General features: G+C 65.1%; 22 protein-coding genes and 1 tRNA gene. 4 read left to right on the top strand and 19 right to left on the bottom strand.

Annotated features, from left to right (window positions below):
- Nucleotides 1–63: 63 nt before the first annotated feature.
- A complete protein-coding gene (locus tag ABUE31_RS18335; RefSeq protein WP_367725154.1) occupies nt 64–1,269 on the bottom strand; it encodes a septal ring lytic transglycosylase RlpA family protein in 1,206 nt (401 codons plus the stop codon).
- Nucleotides 1,270–1,500: 231 nt separating this feature from the next.
- On the opposite strand from ABUE31_RS18335, the gene ABUE31_RS18330 reads away from it, so the two are divergent.
- Together ABUE31_RS18330 and ABUE31_RS18325 are read left to right on the top strand one after the other, a co-directional pair.
- Nucleotides 1,501–2,163, top strand: a complete 663-nt coding sequence (locus ABUE31_RS18330) for an alpha/beta hydrolase family protein (protein WP_367725153.1) — start codon at nt 1,501–1,503, stop codon at nt 2,161–2,163.
- A 411-nt stretch (nt 2,164–2,574) separates the two neighbouring features.
- Nucleotides 2,575–2,664 (top strand) — tRNA-Ser (locus ABUE31_RS18325).
- 414 nt (nt 2,665–3,078) lie between these two features.
- Here the strand turns inward: ABUE31_RS18325 and kce are convergent.
- The 10 genes from kce to ABUE31_RS18275 all read right to left on the bottom strand — a co-directional run bounded on the left by kce (nt 3,079) and on the right by ABUE31_RS18275 (nt 11,669).
- The gene (gene kce, locus ABUE31_RS18320; RefSeq protein ID WP_367725152.1) at nt 3,079–4,017 is read right to left on the bottom strand and encodes a 3,5-dioxohexanoate:acetyl-CoA acetone transferase; all 939 of its coding nucleotides are present in this window, start codon (nt 4,015–4,017) and stop codon (nt 3,079–3,081) included.
- Between the two features lie 19 nt (nt 4,018–4,036).
- Complete coding sequence (locus tag ABUE31_RS18315) at nt 4,037–5,050, bottom strand: branched-chain amino acid ABC transporter permease (protein ID WP_367725151.1); 1,014 nt, start codon at nt 5,048–5,050, stop codon at nt 4,037–4,039.
- A gap of 2 nt (nt 5,051–5,052) precedes the next feature.
- Nucleotides 5,053–5,916: a branched-chain amino acid ABC transporter permease gene (locus ABUE31_RS18310; RefSeq protein WP_367725150.1), complete on the bottom strand. Its 864-nt coding sequence runs from the start codon at nt 5,914–5,916 to the stop codon at nt 5,053–5,055.
- Nucleotides 5,916–6,641, bottom strand: a complete 726-nt coding sequence (locus ABUE31_RS18305; protein WP_367725149.1) for an ABC transporter ATP-binding protein — start codon at nt 6,639–6,641, stop codon at nt 5,916–5,918. Before ABUE31_RS18305 ends, ABUE31_RS18310 begins: the two co-directional genes overlap by 1 nt.
- Nucleotides 6,634–7,362 (bottom strand): ABC transporter ATP-binding protein, encoded by a 729-nt coding sequence (locus ABUE31_RS18300; protein ID WP_367725148.1) that lies wholly within the window; start codon nt 7,360–7,362, stop codon nt 6,634–6,636. The genes ABUE31_RS18305 and ABUE31_RS18300 overlap by 8 nt, the downstream gene beginning before the upstream one ends.
- Before the next feature lie 69 nt (nt 7,363–7,431).
- Entirely contained in the window at nt 7,432–8,727 is a 1,296-nt protein-coding gene (locus ABUE31_RS18295; RefSeq protein ID WP_367725147.1) for an ABC transporter substrate-binding protein, read from the bottom strand.
- A gap of 37 nt (nt 8,728–8,764) precedes the next feature.
- The gene (locus ABUE31_RS18290; RefSeq protein ID WP_367725146.1) at nt 8,765–9,691 is read right to left on the bottom strand and encodes a 3-hydroxyacyl-CoA dehydrogenase family protein; all 927 of its coding nucleotides are present in this window, start codon (nt 9,689–9,691) and stop codon (nt 8,765–8,767) included.
- Nucleotides 9,692–10,483 carry an SDR family NAD(P)-dependent oxidoreductase gene (locus ABUE31_RS18285; protein ID WP_367725145.1) on the bottom strand — a complete coding sequence of 264 codons (792 nt, stop codon included), beginning with the start codon at nt 10,481–10,483 and terminating at the stop codon, nt 9,692–9,694.
- Nucleotides 10,480–10,830 carry a cupin domain-containing protein gene (locus ABUE31_RS18280; protein ID WP_367725144.1) on the bottom strand — a complete coding sequence of 117 codons (351 nt, stop codon included), beginning with the start codon at nt 10,828–10,830 and terminating at the stop codon, nt 10,480–10,482. Before ABUE31_RS18280 ends, ABUE31_RS18285 begins: the two co-directional genes overlap by 4 nt.
- Nucleotides 10,830–11,669, bottom strand: coding sequence for a cyclase family protein (locus tag ABUE31_RS18275; RefSeq protein ID WP_367725143.1), 840 nt, complete (start codon nt 11,667–11,669; stop codon nt 10,830–10,832). The genes ABUE31_RS18280 and ABUE31_RS18275 overlap by 1 nt, the downstream gene beginning before the upstream one ends.
- A 187-nt stretch (nt 11,670–11,856) precedes the next feature.
- Here ABUE31_RS18275 and ABUE31_RS18270 point away from each other — a divergent pair, with 187 nt between their 5' ends.
- Entirely contained in the window at nt 11,857–12,615 is a 759-nt protein-coding gene (locus tag ABUE31_RS18270; protein ID WP_367725142.1) for an IclR family transcriptional regulator, read from the top strand.
- 13 nt (nt 12,616–12,628) lie between these two features.
- On the opposite strand, the gene ABUE31_RS18265 is transcribed toward ABUE31_RS18270, so the two are convergent.
- The 4 genes from ABUE31_RS18265 to ABUE31_RS18250 are packed head-to-tail and all read right to left on the bottom strand — an operon-like array spanning nt 12,629 to nt 17,218.
- Entirely contained in the window at nt 12,629–13,507 is an 879-nt protein-coding gene (locus tag ABUE31_RS18265; RefSeq protein WP_367725141.1) for an intradiol ring-cleavage dioxygenase, read from the bottom strand.
- A 7-nt stretch (nt 13,508–13,514) separates the two neighbouring features.
- The gene (locus ABUE31_RS18260; protein ID WP_367725140.1) at nt 13,515–15,269 is read right to left on the bottom strand and encodes an FAD-dependent monooxygenase; all 1,755 of its coding nucleotides are present in this window, start codon (nt 15,267–15,269) and stop codon (nt 13,515–13,517) included.
- A 33-nt stretch (nt 15,270–15,302) separates the two neighbouring features.
- Nucleotides 15,303–16,364: a maleylacetate reductase gene (locus ABUE31_RS18255; RefSeq protein ID WP_367725139.1), complete on the bottom strand. Its 1,062-nt coding sequence runs from the start codon at nt 16,362–16,364 to the stop codon at nt 15,303–15,305.
- The gene (locus tag ABUE31_RS18250; protein WP_367725137.1) at nt 16,361–17,218 is read right to left on the bottom strand and encodes a dioxygenase family protein; all 858 of its coding nucleotides are present in this window, start codon (nt 17,216–17,218) and stop codon (nt 16,361–16,363) included. The genes ABUE31_RS18255 and ABUE31_RS18250 overlap by 4 nt, the downstream gene beginning before the upstream one ends.
- Nucleotides 17,219–17,296: 78 nt before the next feature.
- On the opposite strand from ABUE31_RS18250, the gene ABUE31_RS18245 reads away from it, so the two are divergent.
- Nucleotides 17,297–18,247 (top strand): LysR family transcriptional regulator, encoded by a 951-nt coding sequence (locus ABUE31_RS18245; RefSeq protein WP_367725136.1) that lies wholly within the window; start codon nt 17,297–17,299, stop codon nt 18,245–18,247.
- Between the two features lie 92 nt (nt 18,248–18,339).
- Here the strand turns inward: ABUE31_RS18245 and ABUE31_RS18240 are convergent, their stop codons facing one another.
- From ABUE31_RS18240 to ABUE31_RS18225, 4 genes are read right to left on the bottom strand one after another with little or no spacing between them, the layout of a single operon-like run.
- A complete protein-coding gene (locus ABUE31_RS18240; RefSeq protein ID WP_367725135.1) occupies nt 18,340–19,122 on the bottom strand; it encodes a CoA-transferase subunit beta in 783 nt (260 codons plus the stop codon).
- On the bottom strand, nt 19,119–19,976 hold the full coding sequence (locus ABUE31_RS18235) for a CoA transferase subunit A (RefSeq protein WP_367725134.1): 858 nt from the start codon (nt 19,974–19,976) through the stop codon (nt 19,119–19,121). The genes ABUE31_RS18240 and ABUE31_RS18235 overlap by 4 nt, the downstream gene beginning before the upstream one ends.
- Nucleotides 19,977–20,031: 55 nt before the next feature.
- Nucleotides 20,032–21,201 carry a 4-hydroxybenzoate 3-monooxygenase gene (gene pobA, locus ABUE31_RS18230; RefSeq protein WP_367725133.1) on the bottom strand — a complete coding sequence of 390 codons (1,170 nt, stop codon included), beginning with the start codon at nt 21,199–21,201 and terminating at the stop codon, nt 20,032–20,034.
- Nucleotides 21,201–22,250 carry a 3-carboxy-cis,cis-muconate cycloisomerase gene (locus tag ABUE31_RS18225; RefSeq protein ID WP_367725132.1) on the bottom strand — a complete coding sequence of 350 codons (1,050 nt, stop codon included), beginning with the start codon at nt 22,248–22,250 and terminating at the stop codon, nt 21,201–21,203. The genes pobA and ABUE31_RS18225 overlap by 1 nt, the downstream gene beginning before the upstream one ends.
- Nucleotides 22,251–22,257: the final 7 nt, after the last annotated feature.

The raw sequence follows: 22,257 nt of genomic DNA, 5'->3' as shown, positions 1-22,257 counted from the left end.
CCCGATCAACCGGGCCGAGACAACTTCGCGCAAATGTGTTCGAGAATTGTCTGCCGGGGCGGTTCAGTCCCGGATGACGATCGCCTCCGGCGCGCCATGCGACCACGCCGCTTCGAGGAGATCGTCAACAGAGGTGCGCCCGTCGCTCCTGAGGTTCACTCCGTACCACATGGCGCCGTCGATCTCGGTACGCTCGATCTCCGCCCTGCCGTAGACGGCGAGACGCCCGGCCAACCGTTCGGCCTCGCCGTGGTCGGTGAAGGAAGCGGCGGCGACATACGGGCCTACCGCCGGGGTTGCGCCGCCATTCATGCGTTTCCACGACAGCACGACCGCATCGGCACTCAGTCCGCCGAACGCGGAAAACGCCGCGGAAGCCGCGCTCGCGCGCTCCTCGGTATATGAGAGCGACGCCATCGCCACCTGCACCCCGCCGCTGCCCTCGAAGGCCGGCCTTTCGGGCGCGATCGGCCCGGTCGCGGGAAGCGGCAGTCGGCCGGAACCCGTTGCGATCATGTCGAGGCCGCCGGGAAAGCCGGCCGGCCCAACAACGGCTGACGGGGTCGGGCCGTTCATGGCGATCATCACCCCACTCGGCAGCCCATCCGAAGGATCGGGAGCGCGGTTGCCCGGGCGATAGGAGGCCAGCAGGTATCGGTCGTCCTGCCCGTCGAGAGGGGCGCGCCCGACATATTCGACCTTCACCTTGGCGGTGCCGGAATGCGTATAGTCGAGCATCTCGGCGGCGCGCTTCGACAGGTCGATCAGCCGGTTGTGCGAATACGGGCCGCGGTCGTTGACGCGCACGATCACCGAACTGCCGTTCGCCAGGTTCGTCACGCGGGCATAGCTCGGCAGCGGCATCGTCGGATGCGCAGCCGTCAGGTGCGTCATGTCGTAGATTTCGCCGTTCGCCGTCAGGCGGCCGTGGAAAGCATCGCCATACCAGGAGGCAAGGCCGACCTTCTTGTAGTCGGGATCTTCCTGCGGATAATAAATCTTGCCGCGCACCTTGTAGGGCTTGCCGATCTGGTCGCGGCCACCGCCGCGCGGCAGGTTCGCCACCTTGGTGGAGACGCGCGGGCTGGCCTTTACGCCATACTCCGCTTCCGCGAAATACTCCTTGGTCCCCTTCTTGGCGTTCGCCACCGCCGCCTGGGGCTGGGTGGACGTGCACGCCGCCACAAGGCCGGCGGTCGCGGCAAGGATGACGATGGATGCTGCGCTTTCGAGACGCGAGCGCGCCGGCCGATCAACCTTCAAAACCATCCCCTCTCGCGCCGCTCGGTGCGCCGCCACACTGTCCCCGGGTCCCTCAATATGCAAGGGAACAATTAGCGTCCTGTTAAGCGACTATGTCCGGAACCGGGCAGCAATGTGGCGACATCCGGCCTATCGCGCCGATCGCCGGACCATCCGGCGGGACGGCTGCTTTCCGCGGGCGCTGGCCCCCTCCTGCGGCGGACACTATGCTTCGGCTGCGACAGGACGGAGATGCGGATGACGATGATTCTCGAAGGCCCCGAAAACGCCCCCGCGACGATCCTACTTGCCCATGGCGCCGGCGCGCCGATGGATTCGGCGTCGATGACATCCGCCGCCGACGCCCTGGCGTCGGCGGGCCTGCGCGTCGCCCGTTTCGAGTTCGGCTACATGGCCGCCCGGCGCGAGGGCGCGCGCAAGCCTCCGCCGAGGGCCGAGACGCTGGTCCCCGAATACCGCGCCGCCATGGAAGCGCTCGGCGCCGGCGGTCCGCTCGTTATCGGCGGCAAGTCGATGGGCGGACGCGTCGCCAGCATGCTGGCCGACGAAGCCTACAACGCAGGCAGCATCGTCGGGCTGCTCTGCCTAGGCTATCCGTTCCACCCGCCCGCAAAGCCAGCGCAGTTGCGGACCGCACACCTGACGAAACTCCGGTCGCCGACGCTGATCGTCCAGGGCAGCCGCGACGAATTCGGCAGTCGAAACGAGGTGTCGGGCTACGCACTGTCGGACAGGATCGAGTTCCTCTGGCTGGAGGACGGCGACCACGACCTGAAGCCGCGCAAGAGCGTCACCGGCTTTTCCGCCGCCGACCACATGGCGACGATGGCGCGCGCGGCGTCGGACTGGGTCCGGCGCGTCATCGACGGTTCGCGGAGGGGCGATAGCAGCGGCTTTTGAGACCCGCCGGTCTCGAGCGGGCTACGGGCGGTCGTCCACCGTTGAATCGCACGCTGGTGCCGACCGGTTTACGACACAGGTCATGAAAATTCGCGGTTAGGCGTCCGTGTCGTGCCCTGTCTCTCGTTTGATGTGACTGCGCATCAACGCCTCACCTTTCCGGCGTCGCCATCCGCCACATCCAATACCGAGTTCGGCCGCAATATGGTGGCGGGCTCGCCCCTCTGTCCGTTCGGCTTCGAAACACAAGCCACCTCCGGTGCAACGGCGTCCGAAGGTTCAGTCGGGCACGTTGACGGCACGGTGCGCAGAGATATAAGCCACATAGCCGAGACCAGATGGTTGCGACCGTGCGGCTCCGGATGCCTCCAGGAGGCTCCGGGCGAAAGAGTGCGAACGGTTTCAGTGCCTGGAGGGATGGCCGAGCGGTTTAAGGCACCGGTCTTGAAAACCGGCGTGGCAGTGATGCCACCGTGGGTTCGAATCCCACTCCCTCCGCCATCCTGACGACTAATGTGTTGTTTAAATTCATACTTCTCCCTACAATTTTCCTCTCATAACGGTCTGGGCTTCATTGGCGTTCGCGGCTTGAACTCATCTTCTCAATTCATCTCATTATTCAGTGAGGCGCGATTCCGCGGTCATCGCGACCAAGACCAAAGCGGGCGCGGCGCTCAGGGCCAGTGCGATTTCATCCTGACTTCGCTGATGCGGGCTCCCAACCAGACCGCCTTTCCTCGCACCACCTGGGCACGGTCGAGCCGCTGGTCCGGCGCATCAACGAGATCCACTGGCGCAGCGACGACCGCCTGAACCCCGCCTGCCGGGTGGAGGACGCCCAGGAGGTGCTTTGCCGCACCGTCCAGGACGCGCTGCAGTCGCGCGGCACCGGCCGACACACAAACTCCAGGATGCTCAAAATCCTACGCGGTCGCCGCCCTTCAGGCCGAGCATTGCGCGCGCCTCGGCCGGCGTCGCGATGTCGTGGCCGAGTTCGGTCAGGATCGTCCTGATCTTGCGCACCTGTTCGGCGTTGGATGATGCGAGCTTTCCGCGACCGATGTAGAGCGAATCCTCCAGTCCTACCCGTACCGATCCGCCAAGCATGGCCGCCTGGGTTGCGAAAGGCATCTGGAACCGCCCGGCAGCCAGCACCGACCAGCGGTAGTCGTCTCCGAAAAGCTTGTCGGCCTTCTGCTTCATGAACATCAGGTTCTCCATTTCCGGGCCGATGCCGCCGAGTATCCCGAAGATGAGCTGGACGAAGAAAGGCGGCTTAACCAGGCCGCGATCAACGAAGTGCGCGAGGTTGTAGAGATGGCCGACATCGTAGCACTCGTGCTCGAATTTCGTGCCGTGCTCCTCGCCGAGCAGCTTCAGGATGCGCTCGATGTCGCGAAAGGTGTTGCGGAAAATGAAGTCGTCGGTGCCGCGCAGATAAGGCTCCTCCCAGTCGTGCTTCCAGGATGAATACCGGTCGGCGAGCGGATAGATGCCGAAGTTCATCGACCCCATGTTGAGCGAGCACATTTCCGGCTTCGCGACGAGAGGCGCCGCCAGCCGCTGCTCCACCGTCATGTTGAGCCCGCCACCGGTGGTCACGTTGATGACGGCGTCCGTCGATTGCTTGATGCGCGGCAGGAACTGCATGAATACGGCCGGGTCCGGCGTCGGCCTTCCGTCGTTGGGGTCGCGTGCGTGGAGATGCAGGATGGACGCCCCGGCTTCCGCCGCCTCGATAGATTGCCGAGCGATGTCTTCCGGCTTGTAGGGCAACGCATCCGACATGGTGGGCGTATGGATTCCGCCCGTGACGGCACAGGTGATGATCACTTTCTTCGACAGGTCGGCCATCTTGCCTCGCTACAGCTGTTCAGTTCGGGAAAATCACGCGGCGCCGGATCGGCACGAGCGTCCAGCCCGTGCGCTCGGCTATGATGCCCCACACGCCTCTTGGCGCCCGCAGCATGACGAGGATCGCGACAGAGCCGAGGATCATGAGATAGGTCGTGCCGAGATCCGAAAGCGTTTCGCGCAGGAGGAAGAACAGGATCGTCCCGATGATCGGGCCTTCGATCGTCCCGATCCCGCCGATGACGGCAATGAAGATCACGTAGGCGGTCCAGTCGTTAACGCTGAAGGCGGCATCGGGCGAGATGCGGAGCTTCTGCAGGAAGATGAACGCGCCTGTCATCGACGTCAGCCCTGCGACCGACACATAGACTATGAGCTTGGTTCGCCAGATGCCGATGCCGAGGCTTTCGGACGCGATTTCGCTGTCCCGCAAGGCCGTTAGCGCAAGGCCGGTGCGGGAGCGCAGGAGCAGGATGACGAATGCGAGCGCGGCGACGGCAATCGCAAGTGCCGTCCAGTAGACCATGGCCTCGCGCACAAAGCGGTCCGATGCGATGCCGGTCACGACGCCCGCGGGCAGGCTGGCGCCGGAGCCGCCGCCGAGCACCGACACCTGTGCGAAGGAAAGTCTGAATACTTCCGCCAGCACCCAGGTGCCGATGGCGAAATACGCCCCCTGCAAGCGGAACAACAGCGGCGCGATCGGAACCGCGATGACCGCTCCCGCGATGCCGGCGACACCTATGGCGACCAGCGGATGAACGCCGGCGAACATCGCCAGAGCGAAAAGCACGTAGCCGCCGAACCCGACATAGGCCTGCTGTCCGACGGACACGAGGCCCGTATAGCCGGCAAGCAGGTTCCACAGGGTCGCCAGGGCGACGAAGGAATAGATTTCGCCAAGCAGCCGGATATCTGCCCGCCCAGCCCACCAGGGCGCCGCAATGAGGCCGGCCAGCACCGCCAGCGCGACGGCAGCCGTTGCGCGGCTCGTCCGCGTGGATCGCTGAATCGAGAAATGCGGCTCGACCATGGCTAGTCCATCCTCGGAAACAGGCCGCGCGGCCGGATCGCCAGCACCAGGAAAAACACCAGGTGGCCGGCTAGTATCTGCCAGCCCGGGGAGATTTGCGCGCCGATCGCCTGCGCCACGCCAAGCACGATGCCGCCGGCGAGCGTGCCCCAGAGATTGCCAAGGCCGCCGATGATCACCGCTTCGAAGCCGAACAGCAGTCGCGCCGGCCCCGAGGCGGGATCGAAATTGGTGCGGATTGCGAGGAAGATGCCCGCGATCGCGACGACCGCCGCCGACAGCGCCATAGCCATGCCGAAGACATGCGCGCGGTCGAGCATCATGAGTTGCGCGACCTCGGGATCGTCCGAGGTGGCGCGAAAGGCGCGACCGAGGCTTGTGCGTGAAAAGATGCGTTCCAGGCCGAAGATGATCACGATCGCCGCGACGAACATCAAAAGAGGCAGCACACCGACATGCAGCCCCGGCAGAACCTGAATGCTGGCCGTCTCGATGCTGCCCGCCGCCAGCCGCCGGCTGTCGGCGGTGAAGACCGCGAGCAGGCCGTTCTGCAGGATCACCGAAATCCCGAACGTCACCAGGAGCGGCGAGAGCAAATCCTTGCCGATGGTGGGGTTGAGCAAAAGCCTCTGCATGCCGTAACCGATCAGCGCCATCAGCGGCACCACGACGAGTGCGGACACCAGGGGGTGTAGCCCGGTCAACTGCACGACGACGAGGGCGAGGTAGGCGGCGGCGACGATCAGGTCGCCATGCGCGATGTTGACCAGCCGCATGACGCCGAAGATCAGCGACAGCCCGGCCGCGAACAAGGCGTAGAGGCCGCCCAGCAGGATACCCTGCACGATGGCGTTGACCCAATCCATCACTGTGCACCCTGAACGTTGGCGGCGCCGAAATAGGCTGCCGTTATGGCTGCGCGGTCGTGCTCGTCGGGACGTCCCGCCAGCGAAACCCTGCCCTCCTGCAGGCAGACGAAACGTCCGGCCACTGCCAGCGCGCGCGCCACATCCTGCTCGACCAGCACGACCGAAACGCCGGTCGCGACGATCGCGGGAAAGGCTGCGTAGATGTCCTTGATCACCACCGGCGCCAGGCCGAGCGATATCTCGTCGAAGAGCAGGATGCGCGGATTGGCCATCAGCGCACGCCCGATCGCTACCATCTGCTGTTGCCCGCCCGAAAGGGCCGTGCCCGGGTTGAGCCGCTTTTCCATGAGTATCGGGAACAGCGAGTAGATGCGTTCGAGCGTCCATTCGCCGTTCGGAGCGCGCTCGCCGCCGATGACGAGATTTTCCTCGACGCTGAGCGAGCGGAACAGGCGACGCCCCTCAGGCACCATCGCTATGCCGCGACGGGCGATGAGGTCCGGACGCTCGCCGCCTATCCCGTCACCCCGAAAAAGAACCATCTGGCGCTGGCAGCGCACCAGCCCCGTGACGGCCCTGAGCAAGGTGGACTTGCCCGCCCCGTTCGCACCGATCAGTGCCAGTACCTCGCCCTCGGCGAGATCGAGATCGATGCCGAACAAGGCCTGGAAGTCGCCATAGCCGGCCTTCAGGCCACGCAGCGAAAGAATGGGCTCAGCCATGCGCGCCCTCGATGCCCATGTATATGTTGGCGACCTCGAGGCTCGCCATGACCTCGCGCGGCTCGCCATCCGCGATCTTCCTGCCGAAGTCGAAAACCGCGATTCGATCGACGACTGCGAGCAGCGCATGGACCACGTGCTCGATCCAGATCACGGAAACGCCCTCAGAACGCACGGTCTTGATGGCCTCGACCAGTTCCACGCATTCCGGCTCCGTCAGCCCGCCGGCGATTTCGTCGAGCAGCAGGAGCTTGGGGTCGCTCGCCAGGGCGCGGGCCATCTCGAGCCGCTTGCGCTCGAGCAGGGTAAGCTGGCCGGCATAGGTATTGGCCTTGCGCCGGAGGCCTGTCATCTCGAGCACCGCGACCGCCCGCCGCTCGCTGTCGCGTTCGGAAGCGTTGCGCCCGAAGGCCGCACCGACCAGGACGTTTTCGTAGGTGGTCATGCCCGAGAACGGATGCGGAATCTGGAATGATCGGCCGATGCCGAGATGACAGCGCGACCGAGCGGGCATCGTGGTGACGTCGAGCCCGTCAAAGACGATGCTGCCGGCATTTGGGTGCACGGTTCCGGCGATCAGGTTGAAAAGGGTCGTCTTCCCGGCGCCATTCGGCCCGATCACCCCGAGCGCCTCGCCCGGCTGAAGCGCCAGCGAAACGTCATCGGTGACCTGCAAGGCACCGTAGCTCTTGCTCAGATTCTGGATGGTAAGGATCGGCAATGCAGCGGTCCGCAATTTCGAAAGTGGCATGGCGGGCGCAGCGAGGCGCATCCGCCATGCCGCTGTGGGTCAGCTGAGGAGCACGAGTTCGCCGCCCACCGGAATTTCCGGCGCTTGCGTGTTGGTCGTGATCACCAGCTCGAACTTGTCCCCCTTCTTCTGCCACTGCCCACCGACAAGCGGGGTCTTGGAAACGTTCTTCACGGGGCCCGTCGACCAGTCGACCGTGCCGACGATGGTCGGCAGGCTGGTACCGGCGATCGCCGCAATGATGGCTTGCGGGTCCTCCATGTCGGCCGAGCGCTTCACCACGTCGGCAACGACCTCGAACAGAGCGTGACGGAAGCCGATCGGCTGCGTCCACGGCTTGCCGGTCGCCGAGACATAGCCGTCGGCGAGCGCCTTGGCCGTCGTGCCGTCGAGGCTCGATACGAACGGATGGTTCGGCGACCACCAGATCTCGGTCGACAGGCCGTTGCCGCGCTCGCCGAGCGCTTCGATTGCTGACGGGAAGAGCAGCGCCTTGCCGATGGTGACGATCTTCGGCTTGAACCCCTGCTGCGCGGCCTGCGCCCAGAAGGTGCCGAAGTCGGGCGGGATCATCACGCCGGTGACGATTTCGGCGCCCGCCGATTTGAAGTCGGTGATCTGCGCCGTAAAGTCGTCCGACAGCGGCTGGTATCGGCCCGGATCGGTCAGGGTGAAGCCGCCGGCGGCCAGAGGCTTCGGGAAGCCGAGTTCGGGATCGCCCCAGGCATTGCCGTCCGCATCATTGGGGAAGAGCCCGCCGACATTCTTTGCGACGCCTGGGTTGTTCCAGAGCGCCGTGAAGTTGGCGATGACGTCTTCTAGTCCCCAGAAGAAGTGGTAGGTGCTCTCGAAGCCTTTTGCCGGATCGCCTCCGCGCCCGAAGAAATAGGGCTGCCACGGGCAGTCGGTGGTAATGCACGGCGTTCCGTTCACTTCCGCCTGGTCGGCGACAGGATTGGTCGTATCCGGCGTGGCGGCGCCAAGCAGGATGTCGACCTCTTCCTCCAGGATGAGCTGGGAGGCGACTTCCGCGGCGCGGTTCGGATTCGACTGGCTGTCGCGGACGGAAATCTCGACATTCCAGGTCTTGCCGTTGTTCTGCAGTCCGCCGGCGAACGCCTTTCTGATACCGTCGAGCACGTAGTCGTCGGCTTCCGCAAACCCTGCCAGCGGGCCGGTCTTCGGGCTGACATAGCCGAGCTTCAGCGTCGGAGTCTCGGCATAGGCGCGCGTGAAATGCAGCACCGCCGGTGCCGCTAGCACAGTCGCGGCCGTCGACTTCAGGAAGCTGCGGCGCGTCAGTCCATGCGATGTAGAGCGGGTACGTCTTGCCATGATCTCCTCCCTAGAGATGCGTTTTCAACCCAAGCGCTTAACCTGTTTCCACCGAAGCCGGATCGACGGCCATTGCCTTCAGATGACCAAAGACCCTGCTCCTCAGTTCAGCTTCCTTTTCTGGTGTCCACGATCGAAAACCGGTTCCAGATTTCATGCCGAGCTTTCCGTCGGCCACGAGCGCGCGCAGGTAGGGCGACGGCTCCGGCGAGCGCTCGAGTTCGCGCAGCACCACGTTGTGGATGTCCAGCGTGAGATCGGTGCCGACGAGATCGGCATTCTCGAGCGGCCCGAGCACCGCGAGCCGGCGCCCGAAGCTGGATTTAACCACGGTATCGACGGTCTCCGCGTCGGCGATGCCTTCGGCGACGATAGCAATCGCCTCGCGCCACAACGCGTGTTGCAGCCTGTTGCCCACGAATCCGGCAACGTCGCGCTTCACGTGGACCGGCGTTTTCCCCACGGATTCCAGCAGCGCTATCATCGACGTGACGACGTCGCCAGAGGTCGAGGGCGTACCGACAACTTCGACGAGCGGCACCAGGAAGGGCGGATTCCACCAGTGCGTCCCGAGGATGCGCTCCTGCGTCGGCAGGCCTTCCGCGATGGCGCCTATCGGAATGACCGATGTGTTGGAGGCGATCGACGCGCCGGGATCGGCGAGCCTGACGAGGTCGGCGAACAGCCGGCGCTTCAGTTCGAGCTTCTCCGGCGCCGCCTCGATGATGACGGAAGCGCCGGCTACAGCTGCGCCGAGATCGCTATAGCCGGAAACGCGCTCCTCGGCGCCGCCGGGTTGGCCGAGGTCGGCCAGGTTCCGGGCGATGCGTGCCTTCAGCGACCGAAGCGCGCCCTCGTGCGCGTCGTAGACCCGAAGGTCATGGCCCGCGACCGCGAACACCTGGGCGATGCCGTGCCCCATGAGGCCGGCGCCGACGATGGCTATGGTCGCGCGCTCAGCCATCTATCCCGCCGTGTAGCCGCCGTCGGCGTAAAGGATATGGCCGGTGTAGAAATCGGACGCGCGCGAGGCGAGGAAGAGCAGCGGTCCGGCGAGATCTTCCGGTTCTCCGAGCCTCCCCTTCGGCACCCGCGCCAGGAATCCCTTGCGCACGGTCTGGGCGTTTTCGGTGTCCTCGAACATCCACGCGGTCAGAGGCGAACGAAAGACCGTCGGCGCGATCGCATTGACGGTGATCCCGGTCGGGCCAAGTTCGCAGCCGAGCGCCTTCGTAATGCCATCGACCGCGGATTTCGAGGCGCAGTAGGCGGTATAGCCGGCAGGGTGGCCGAGCAGACCCCGCGCCGACGACATCAGCACGACCTTGCCGCCCTCGCCCTGCGCCAGCATCTGCTTGGAGGCCGCCCGCGCCATCAGCCACGACTGCGTGACGTTGGCGTCCATCACGTCGAGGAAGCGCGCCGGCGCCATTTCGGTGATCTTGGCGACGTCATTCTTGCCAGACGCGACAACGAGGATGTCGACACGGCCGAAGCGGGCGACGGTGTCGGCCACGATCTTGTCGCAGGCCGTTTCGTCCGCAGGGCGCGCGTTGATCGTCAGCACCTCGGCTTCGCCGCAGGCCTCTGCCGTTTCGGCGAGCGCCTTCGCATTGCCGGCGACCAGCGCAAGCTTCGCGCCCGCACCGGCAAGTACCTGGGCGGCTACCGCGCCGAAAGCGCCGGAGGCACCCGTGACGATTGCCACCTTGCCGCCGATGTCGAACAGTGAAAGCGGATTGGCCAGAGCGCTCATGGCTGGTACCCCGGTGGATAGGGGATCACCACCAGCATCGTGCAGACGTGGTTGGAGCGGTTGACGATCTCGCGCACCTCGCCGGGCGCGATCGTGCAGGAGTCGAGCTTGCGAAGCACGGTCTCGACGCCGCCGGCGATCACCGTCATTTCCCCATCGATGACGACATAGACCTTCTCGAACGGCGTGGAGTCCGGCCCGGCGCCCCCGCCCGGAAGAAACTGCGATAGGCCGACCCACTGGTTTGTCGGGCCGCCGTCCTCGAACCCCTGCAGGCGCAGGCCGACCACGCCGTGGTGGTTTGGCGCCTCGTAGGGTCTTGCGTCGGCGAACCGCTTGGCGAACATCAGAAGGCCTCGCCTTTCTCGATGCGATACTGCTGGTTGCGGTCGATCATGGCGACGAGCCGGATGATGCAGCCGTCGCCGCGATCCCAGTTTATCGGGAAGAAGGCGAAGGTGCAGCGCCTGCCGGTTACGGCGTCGAGATCGCCGCCGACATTCTCGATGCCGAGGATGCCGGCCTTGAAGATCTTCTGGTGGACCGGCTCCCACTCGGGGAAATCGTCCTTCCAGTCGCGGCCGCCCGACCATTCCTTGTATTCGTCGGCAAGGTGCGGCAGCAGCGGGCCGTTGCGCTGCGGGCCGATCGCTGTGGCGAGCGGATGGTCGTTCGCCTGGGTGTCGTGGCCGACCACCTTCACGCCCTTCTCGATCATCCAGTCGGCGGCGGACGGCACGAAGCCTGGGCAGTAGGGAAAATAGTCCCCGTCCTCATAGACCTTGTGCCAGCCGGTGTTGACGATCAGGACGTCGCCCTTGCGGATCGCCTTGCCGCACGCCTCCTCCAGATCGTCTCCAGTGATGAATTCCCACTTCTTCTTGGGCAGCGAGACGACGATGCCGGTACCGAAGAAGTGAGGCAGCGGCACTTCATCGATGAATGGCGTGCCCTGGACCACATGCGCCGGGGCGTCGATGTGCGTGGTCACGTGCATGGTCGTCGTGATCGTCTGCGACAAGACGCCCGACTTGGCCATGTAGTGCATGCGCTCGATGCGCACGTCACGGAAGTAGGGCCAGTTCGGGCACTGGAAGCCGAAGCGGTGGGAGAGGTTGTAGAACTCGATCCCCATCGGGTTGTCGAGATTGGATTGGAACTCGATTCCGCGAACCGTGATCGTCATATCATCAGCCTCCAGCGCCGCGCATTCGGTGGCGGCTCACATCCCTGCGGATGCTCCTCCCGAGCATCTGTATCGCAATTTGATACGAGTGTATCGTATTGCAGTCAAGATGCGAATTGAGGTAGAAAGCTTCCAGTGCTTGGCCCGATGCTGCTATCCGCGACGCGGACGATAGATGAGGAATCAGATGAGCGAGACCGACACTGCGGAGTCGCGCAGCGGCATACAGGTGATTGCCCGTGCGGCATCCGTGCTGCGTGCGCTCAAAGGCGCGCGCTCCGGAATGAGCCTCGGGCAGATCGCCGAACAGGTCGATCTGCCGCGCTCCACCGTCCAACGCATCGTCGGCGCGCTGCAGGCCGAGCGCATGGTCATCGCCTCCAACAGTTCCGGCGGCATTCGGCTGGGACCGGAACTTCAGTCGCTGGCTGAATCGGCGAGGTTCAGCGTGGCCGACGTGCTTCGCCCGCTTCTGGTGCGCTTGTCCGCCGAGACCGAAGAGACGGTCGACCTTTCGTCCCTGCGCGGCAACGTCGTTGTGTTCCTCGATCAGATTCCCGGCACGCAGCGGCTGCGGGCAGTGTCGTCCGTCGGCGATGCCTTTCCGCTGACCACGACCGCAAACGGCAAGGCCTGCCTGTCCCTCCTCGACGATGAAACCATCACCCTGATTGCCCGCGGCGAGTGGGCCGCAACGGGACGGAAGGGAGAGATCGCCGACCTTCTCGAGGAAATCCGGTCCATCCGTATCTCTTCGATCGCTTTCGACCGCGACGAGCATACGCCGGGGATCTCCGCCGTCGGCGTCGCGTTCCGCGACTGGAACGGCGACATCTATGCCGTCTCCATCCCGACGCCCACCACCCGGTTCGGCAGGCAGGAGGAGCGGCTCGTCGCGGCCATCGGAAAGCTCGCCGGAGAAATCGCCGCGACGATCGCGCAGTAACTGGCGCCGGGCGCTACTTCCTGGCCAGCACGAAGTCATACTCCACCTCCCAGAACCAGTCCTCGAAACCCAGTTCCTTCGCCCGCTTCCGGTCGTTGATCTTCCTGAACTCGGCAAGCAGGCTTTCCTTCACGCCGAACACCGCGTCCGTATCGATGTAGGGATCGTCCGGATCGAAGATGTGCGTGACCAGCGTCGCGAAGCCGTCGGCCTTGAGGATGAAATGGAGGTGCGCCGGGCGATACGGTTCGCGGTCGAGCGCCTCCAGCAACTGGCCGACTGGGCCGTCGTCGGGGATCGGATAGAATCTCGGCTTCACCGCACGGAACCAGTAGCGCCCGTCCGCTCCGGTGCGAAACACGCCGCGCAGGTTGAAGTCCGGCTGGATCCCCTTCTGCTGGACGTCGTAGAAGCCTTCATCGTTGGCCTGCCAGACGTCCAGCACCGCGCCATCGACCGGCTTGCCCTCAGTGTCCAGGATTCGCCCGCTGATCACCATGTCCTCGCCCTTGCGATCGAGGCAGATGTTGGCGCCCATGGGCAACTCCGGCGCATCGGCGACATGGAAGGGCCCGAGGACAGTGCTTTCCGAGGCGCCTGATGGCTTGCGGTTGTTGATGGCGTCGACCAGCATCGACACGCCGAGCACGTCGGAAAGCAGGATGAACTCCTGCCGCCAGTCGGTGCACATGTGGCCGGTCTTCGTCAGGAATATGATCGCATCGAACCATTCGTCCTGCGTCGGCTCGATCTCCTTGACCGCCTCGTGAAGCTTTCGGGTGATGACCTCCATCACCTGCTTCAATCGTGCGTCCTTCGTGCCGGAATTGCGGGCGGTGACGACCTCGACGGAAGTCTCTTCGGAGAAGAACCCCTTGTTGCGAGCGTTCATTTCGGCCTCACAGCGCCAGTACGGATTTCAGGGCCTTGCGCAACGCCGCGACCGGGTCCTTCACCATCGCCTCCTTGCGCCAGCAGACATGCTGGTCGGGGCGGGTCAGAACGATGCCGCCATCGCGCACTCCGCGCAGATTGGCCCAGTCGCCTGTCAGGTCCTGCCATTCCTGGCGCGGACCGACAACATGGGCGTTGATGTCGATGCAGAGTTCCTTCGACAGGGTCTTCGCGGCGTCGATCCAGCCCTTGCCGCCGATGCCCGTGAAGACAGTGAAGCGACCTTTGCCGCAAAGGTCGAGGGTCGAAGCCCGGGTGCCGTTCCCGCCGAACACCCAGGCATGCGGCAGGCGGGCGCCGGGCCAGGTCGTCGGCTGGTAGTGAAGCTCGGCATCCCGTTCGAACTTCGGTTCCCTCTGACCGTCGGCGAAGACCGCCTTCGACCTGTAGCGCTGGTTCATCTCGACGCCATGAGCATCGAACTCGTAGACCTTGAAGGCGATCGTCTCGCGGATTCTGCGGCGCTGTTCCTCGGCGGCCGGCGTATCGTCGCAGCGCGCATCCATGTTCTGCTGCATCTTCACCGGGTCGATCGAATCCAGCAGTCCGAGCGCCTTGAAGATCGGGCCGAACTCCTCGATCGACTTGTTGGCGCGGGTGACGATCTGCCTGGCGATCGGCGCGCGCTCGACCTGATAGCTGTCGAGCAGCCCTTCTCCGGCCGCTCCTTTGAGCACGTAGGCGATCTTCCAAGCGAGGTTGAAGGCATCCTGGATCGACGTGTTGGAGCCGAGCCCGTTGGACGGCGGGTGGCGATGCGTCGCGTCGCCCATACAGAAGACGCGGCCATTCTGCATGGTGGTTGCGTACATGTTGTTGACCGTCCAGGTGGAGACGGACTGGATGTCTATCTCGAGATCCGGATCGCCGACGAGATCGCGGGCAACCTTGGTTGCGAAGGCCTCGTCGACTTCAGGCGCCGGCTGGTTGATATCGTAGCCCCAGACGATCAGCCATTCGTTCCAGGGGCGCACCATCCGCACGAGGCCCATGCCGATGCCGCCGACATCGGCGCCGGGCTGCACGACCCAGTAGAGTACCGATGGACGGTGGGCGACGTACTTGGAAAGGTCCGCCTTGAAGAGGATGTTCATCGAACCGCCGACGCCCATCTTGCCCTCGAATTTCAACTTCGCGTCTTCCGCGACCTTGGAATTGCCGCCGTCCGCGCCGACGAGATATTTGGAGCGGACGGTGAACTCCTTGCCGGACAGGCGGTCCCGGCATGTCGTGGTCACCCCGCTCTTGTCCTGCTTGTGGCTGAGATATTCGGTCGACATCCGCGCCTGCGTGCCGCGCGAACAGGCTGTCTTGAAGAGCAGCGGCTCCATGAAGGTCTGCGGCAGGTCGTTCATGTGCGACGGCGACGAGAGCTGATGCTCGGCGCGGCTCAGCGGATGCTTGCCCCATGTCTTGAGGCGGCCGATCTCTTCGCCTGCAAGCGAGGTGCAGAACACGTTCTCGCCCATCAGATCCTGCTGCGTGGCGAACATGTAGGCTTCGTCCTCGACCTCGCGGCCGAGGTCGCGCAGCACCTCCATCGTGCGCTGGTTGGTGATGTGCGCCCGCGGCGTGTTGGCGAGCCAGCGGTAGCGGTTGATCAGCATGTTCTCGACGCCATAGCTGGCGAGCAGTGCGGCTGTCGCGGCGCCCGCCGGACCGGTGCCGATGATCAGAACGTCGGTCGTGATGTCAGCCATACAGCGTTTCCTTCATCTGTTCGCCGGTTCCACTCAGACGGACGGCCGCGCGCCTTCCCACGCCTCCTGGAGCAGGAACCGGATCGAGGCACGGTCGATGGGCCGTGGATTCGAATAGGGATTCTTCGCCGCGAGGTCGGCGGCGCAGTCGAGGTCGGCCTCGGTCAGGCCGAATGCCCTAAGCCGCATCGGAGAGCCGATCGAGCGCGCAAAATCGTAGAGCGCCTGGCCGGGAGAGCCGCCGAAAATCTCGGAAACCGGCCCGAGCTCGCCGCCCGCAGCCGCAGCATTGAAGCCGATCGTATGCGGCAGCATCACCGCATGCGTCTCGGCGTGCGGCGTGTCGAAGCTGCCGCCGAGCGTGTGGCAGATCTTGTGATGCAGCGACATCGCGACTTGGCCAAGCACGGTACCGCAGAGCCAGGCGCCATAGAGCGCCTTCTCTCGCGCTCCGACGTTGCGCGGGTCGCCGACGATGACGGGCAGCGCTTCCTTCAGCGCACGCATTCCGTCGACCGCCATCAGGGATGAAATCGGATTGCGGTCTTCCGCGTAAAGTCCCTCGGCCGCATGTGCTATTGCGTTCAGCCCGCTGGTGACGCTCATGCCGACCGGCAGGCCGAGCGTGAGTTCCGCATCGTAGATGACGACTTCCGGAACGACCTTTTGCGTGCGGATCGTCGTCTTGGCCCCGCCCTCGGTCTGGCCGATGATCGGCGTAACTTCGGAGCCGGCATAGGTTGTTGGAATGACGATCTGCGCAATGTCTGTGCGCAGGGCCATCGCCTTGCCAAGGCCGGTCGTCGACCCGCCTCCGAGCGACACCACGCAATCGGCGCCGAGCCTCGCCGCGACGTTGACGGCGTCCTCCGTCACTGTCACCGGGGTATGCATCACCGCCTTCGCGAAGACGCCAGCCGACAGCCCGCCGAGACGGTGCGACAGGGCTTCGGCGGCATCGGCCTGCTCGCGCGTCGACAGGACCAGCGCTCGCCGGCAATCGAGCTTTTCGATCCATTCGCCGGCGCGTGCACTTGCCCCGCGAGCGAAGACGATACGGGCGGCGCTGCCCTGGTAGGTGAAGGAAAGCGTCATGCGGCGCGGCGATCCTTCCTCGCCCGGACCATCACGAAGGTGAAGTCGAGCGACCAGTTCTTCTGCTTGCCTGTGCGGCGGAACTCGCCCACGAGTTCCGGTTTGACGCCGAAGAGGGCGTCCTCGGCGAGATCGGGGTCAACTGCGTCATAGACATGGGTGCTGATCGTCTCGAAGCCATCGGCCCTGACGATGAAGTGAAGATGGGCGGGGCGTCGAAGCGGATACCCGATCGCCCCGAGCATCTGCCCGACCGGACCGTCGCACGGCACTGCATACCCCTTCGGCCTGATCGTCCGGTAGTGGAATTGGCCGCCCGCGTCGGTCGTGAACCTGCCGCGCAGGTTGAATTCCGGTTGCAGGTCTGGTTGCTGGTTCTCGTAGAGCCCCTCCGAATTCGCCTGCCATGTTTCCACGGTAGCGCCGGCGACGGGATTGCCGTCCAGATCGGAAACGCGGGCCGCCACCTGCAGCGGTTCGCCGCGCCCGTCAAGGCAGATATCGGCGCCGAGCGGCAGTCGCGGGGCGTCGGCGCGATAGAACGGGCCGCGCACGGTGTTGGGCGTGGCGCCTTTCGGCCGGCGTGAATTGATTTCCTCGACAAGCGCGGTGATCCCCAGCAGATCCGAAAGCAGTACCCACTCCTGCCGCCTGTCGTCGCTGGCATGGCCGACTTCGGTGAGGAACGCAATGGCCTTGCGCCAGTCGGAAGGAGTCGGCCGCGTCTCCTTCACGACACGGTGCAGGGCTTCGACGAGCGCGGCCAGGAAGCGCGGCAGCGATCCGTCGGAACGGGCAAGCCGCTCGGCGACGATCTCCGCCGAATTCCCTTCCGTGAACGACGAAGCCGCCATTCTTCCTCCCGCAAGGAGGCTAGCAGGCCTTGCCGTAGCGCTTGATGACTTCTCGTGCGATCAATATAGCATATCGTTATGAAGTTCGATGAACGGCACCTCGTTCAACTGGCTGCCGCCGTCCAGGCGGGCGGCGTCACCGAGGGCGCGGCGCTGTTGGGGCTGACGCAACCCGCCGTATCGCGGACTATCGCAATGCTGGAAAAGCGGCTCGGCGAGCCTCTTTTTTTCAGGAGCAGGCGGCCGTTGCAGCCGACGCCGCTCGGGCGCGCTCTTGCCGACCATGGGCAGGCGATGCTGACGGCATCGCGCAAGGCATCGGCCATCGTCGAGGGATTCAGGCAGGGCAGCACCGGCGTAGTCCGGGTTGGCGGCACGCCGTTTTTCATGGACGCCCTGATTTCCGGCATGGTCGCCAGTTTCCAGAACGCCTCGCCCGACGTGCGCGTCGAACAGAGCTACGGCTACCTGCGCGAACTTCGTGCCGCGATCAATGCCGACCGCATTGACCTTGCGATCTGCCCGATCGACGTGCTGGACGAGGGTTCGGGCATGCGCTTCCAGGAGGTTCTGCCCGGGCGCAACGTGGTCGCCTGCCGATCGACGCATCCGTTGCTCCTGAAGCGGAAGCTGAAGGCGTCGGAACTGCTCGACTACCCCTGGATCGCCCCGCCTTCCGGCAGCCCGCTGCTCGCCGACCTACGCAGCCTCATCCTTTCGCTCGGCGCCACCGAGATCAAGATCCGCTATTCAGGCGGTTCGCTCACAAGCGCGATCAACTACATGAAGGCGAGCGACGCGCTCACGATCCTGCCGCACAGCGTGGTGTTCGCATACCGCAACGAGAAGGCTATCACCGCCCTGCCCGTCAACATCCCGCACCCGGAGCGGGCACTCGGCCTGCTGCGCCGCGTCGACCAGGGACGAGCGCCTGCCATCGACGCGTTCGCGGCGCATGTCAGGAAAAGCTTCGACGACCTCAAACACCTCATCAAACGCCACGAACAGGCCGTGGTCTGGAGCGCATAGGCCGCCGGCGGCACTTAGCACTCGAATGATCCAACTGCAGCACGCGCCGGCGCAAGCCATCCCGCGGCAGCCTTGCCCTCCCAGGCTTACTTCTATGGCTTTGCAGCCCCTGCATGCGCGGCCTTGGTACGCGCCTGCAGGTCGCGCAGCGTCGTCAGTTCCAGCGCGGTCGGCGCCGGCGTGCTCTCGACCTGATCGGCAAACGTCACGGTCCAGCCGCAGGTGTCCTGCACCATCTGTCGCGTGACGCCCGGATGGAGCGAGACGACGGTGAATTCCTTGGTCGCCGGGTCGGGCTTCCAGATGGCGAGGTCAGTGATGAGGAGCGTAGGACCGGCCGTGTCGATGCCAAGCCGCTTGCGGTGGTCGCCGCCATCGCCGTGGCCGAAGGAGGTGAAGAAGTCGATCTTTTCCACCATCCCGCGCTTCGACTGCGCCATGGTGATGTAGATTTGCTTCGCGCTGGTCGCGATCTCGGGCGCACCGCCGCCCCCGGGCAGCCGCGTCTTCGGATGCGCATAGTCGCCGATCACGGTGGTGTTGATGTTGCCGTACTTGTCGAGTTGCGCCGCGCCGAGGAAGCCGATGGTGATGCGGCCGCCCTGCAGCCAGTAGCGGAACATCTCGGGTACGGCGACGGTGGTGACGGCAGTATCGCAAAGCTCGCCGTCGCCGATCGACAGTGGCAGGACGTCGGGAGCCGTGCCGATGGTCCCCGACTCGTAGATCAGGGTGATGTCGGGCGCGTGGGTGAGGCGCGCCACGTTGCAGGCAGCAGACGGCGCTCCTATGCCGACGAAGCAGACGTCGTCGTTTGCGAGCGCTCGGCTTGCCGCGATGGTCATCATCTCGTTGGGCGTGAAGGGCTCGCTCATGCGGCATTCCTCAGATGCGCCACGCGGCCGGCGAAATCGTTGGGCGTCTTTTCCATGACGTTCTCCTGCATCCACCGGCGGAAGCGGTCGCGGTCTGCAGCGATCTCGTCCCATTCGACATAGGCGGCGTTGTCGCGCGCATAGCGGCCGTGCACGTAGGAGGGGTGCGCGCCGCCAGGCACCACGGAGATCGCCGTGACGGTCCAGGCAGGCAGGACGCAGAGATTGGGATGGAGGTCGTCGAAGTCGTCGACGACCTCCTCGACCGTCACGACTGCGCGCTTCGCCGCGAGCACCGCCTCCTTCTGGACGCCGACGATGCCCTCCACCAGCACGTTGCCCTTGCGATCGGCCTTCTGCGCATGGATGAAGGTTACGTCCGGCCTGACCGCCGGCACCGCTGCCAGTTCCTCACCGGTGAAGGGGCAGGTCACGGACTTGATCGTATGCGTGACACTGGCAAGCTCGGCGCCGCGATAGCCGCGGAATACTGCGAAAGGCAACCCGGCGGCACCCGCCTCGTACGCATTGGCCATCGCAGCGTGACTGTGTTCCTCGAGTTCCAGGCTGCGCGGCCAGCCGTTCTCCACGGCGTCGCGGACGCGCCGCAGAAGACCGACGCCGGGATTGCCGGCATAGGAAAAGACCATCTTCCTCGCCATGCCCATGCCGACCATCTGGTCGTAGATCAGGTCCGGCGTCATGCGGATCAACGTAAGGTCGGTGAACCCCTGGCGCAGCGCCTCGTGAGCGGCAGCGGTCGGGATGAGATGGGTGAAGCCCTCGAACGCGACGGAATCGCCGGTCTTCAGGTTTTCCGACACCGCCTGCGCAAGCGGCAGAAATTTGGACATCGGCGACTCCGGTTCGCGTTGCAGACGAATGTTCGGTGCTTCACTTTGGCAAAACTCAGAACGGCAGACCCACATAGTTTTCGGCGAGAGCCGTCTCGGCAGCCCGAGAATGGACCAGATAGTCCAGTTCGGCTTCCTGGATGCGCTGGCCGAAGGCGCCTTCCTCGTCGAAGCGGTGCAGCGTTCTGGTCATCCACCAGGAAAACCGCACCGCCTTCCAGACGCGCGCCAGCGCCTTGTCGGAATAGGCATCGAGGCCGCTCCGGCTGCCCTCCCGGTAAAACTCCCGCAACCCGGCAAACAGATAGTGGACGTCGCTCGCCGCGAGGTTCAGCCCCTTGGCGCCCGTCGGCGGGACGATATGCGCCGCATCGCCGACAAGAAACAGGCGACCGAACCGCATCGGTTCGGCGACGAAAGACCGCAAGAGCGCGATCGATTTCTCGAACGAAGGCCCCGCCGTCACGCGTTCCGCGACCTCGCGGGGAAGCCGGCGCCGCAACTCGTCCCAGAAACGGTCGTCCGGCCAGTCCTCGACCTTTTCGTCGGCCGCGCACTGAATGTAGTAGCGGCTCCTGGCCTGCGAGCGCATCGAGCAAAGCGCAAAGCCGCGGCTGTGATGGCTGTAGATGAGCTCGTGATCGACAGGCGGGACATCGGCCAGGACGCCCAGCCATCCCAACGGGTAGACCTTTTCGAAGGTTCTCAGCACCGTTGCCGGAATGGCGGCGCGACTCGGACCGTGGTAGCCGTCGCAGCCGGCGACGAAATCGCAATCGAGGCGCAGGTCCTCGCCCCCGTTTCGGAAGGTCACGAAGGGGCGATCGCTGTCGATCGCGTGCAGGGCGACGTCGGAAACCTCATAGTGCGTGATCAGGCCATCCGCCTCGCGGCGCTCGATAAGGTCGCGGGTGACCTCGGTCTGGCCATATACGGTGACATGCCTCCCCGTCAGCCCGGCAAGGTCGATCCGGTGCAGGCGGCCATCGAAGGCGATCGAGACACCGCCATGCTCCAGCCCCTCCGCATGCAGTCGAGCGCCGACACCGGCATGGTCGAGCAGGTCGACGGTGCCTTGCTCGAGAACGCCGGCGCGCACGCGCCCCAGGACATGCTCGCGGGTCACCCGTTCGAGGATCACGGTGTCTACGCCGATTCCCGCCAGCAGGCGCCCGAGCAGAAGCCCGGACGGCCCCGACCCTATGATGGCGACCTGGGTTCTCATCACGCCCCCATACGCTCGATGGCGCCGACCATGTCGCCGGCCTGGCGCAGCGCTGCCGCCGTCGCCACGACCATTGAGGGCAGGACGAGCCATTCCAGCATCCACGCCGAGCCGGAGCGTTCGACGGGATGGATCGCCGCCTCGTGCATCGCAGCGACCTGCGCCGCGTTAAAGCGCGCGAGCGCTTCCAGTACCTCGGCCTTCACCGGATTTTGCTTGTGAGGCATGGCGGACGAGCGCCCCCCGTCCGCAAGCGCAATTGTGCCGCCCAGCGCCATCAGCGCGACGTCCTGGCCGAGCTTCCCCAGGCTTGCCGTGATGAGCGAGAGCGAACTCGCGAAATCGGCAATTGCGTCTCGCTGGCTATGCCATTGCGGTGTGTCGGCCAAGCCGAGGCGCGCCGCCAAGGCGGCGCGCACGGTCGGGCCGGCCGCTTCCAGGACATCCAGCGTGCCGGCTGCGCCGCCCAACTGGACAGCCAGCAAGTCGGGCCGTCTTCCCCGCAGGCGCACCAGATGCCGCTCCAGCGGCTTCCGCCAGTTTCCGATCCGGGCGGCCACGGATATAGGGACCGCAGGCTGCATGCGCGTCACGGCGATCAGGCGGACGGAGCCGAAGCGGCCTTCGAGCCCCGCGAGGCCTTCGGCGAGCCCGACTAGCCTGTCTTCCAGTATCGCCAGGATGGGCTTCAGGCGAAGCACCAGGCCCGTGTCGACGACATCCTGGCTTGTGGCGCCGAAATGCACGAACCGCGCATGCGGCTCACCAACCGCGTCGCGCAATTGGCGCACCAGTTCCGGCACGACGAGGCCGTCTTGCGCCGCCGCCTTGCGCAAGGCAGCGGTATCCGGCGAGAACCGCTCGATGGTCGTCACGATGGCATTGCCGGCGTCAGCCGGGATGACCCCGAGCCCGGCCTCGACCTCGGCCAGGGCGCGCTCGAAATCGAGCATCGCGGCGAGTTCTGCCGCCGCCGAGAAGTGGACGCTCGCGTCCTCGTCGCCAAGCAAGGCGGTGAGCAGCGGATGATCGAAGGGCGAAATCGTCATGTTCCGA

This window comes from Mesorhizobium marinum, assembly GCF_040813675.1.
GTDB classification, from domain to species: Bacteria; Pseudomonadota; Alphaproteobacteria; order Rhizobiales; family Rhizobiaceae; genus Mesorhizobium_K; species Mesorhizobium_K marinum.
This window is presented reverse-complemented; position numbering and strand designations above follow the sequence as displayed.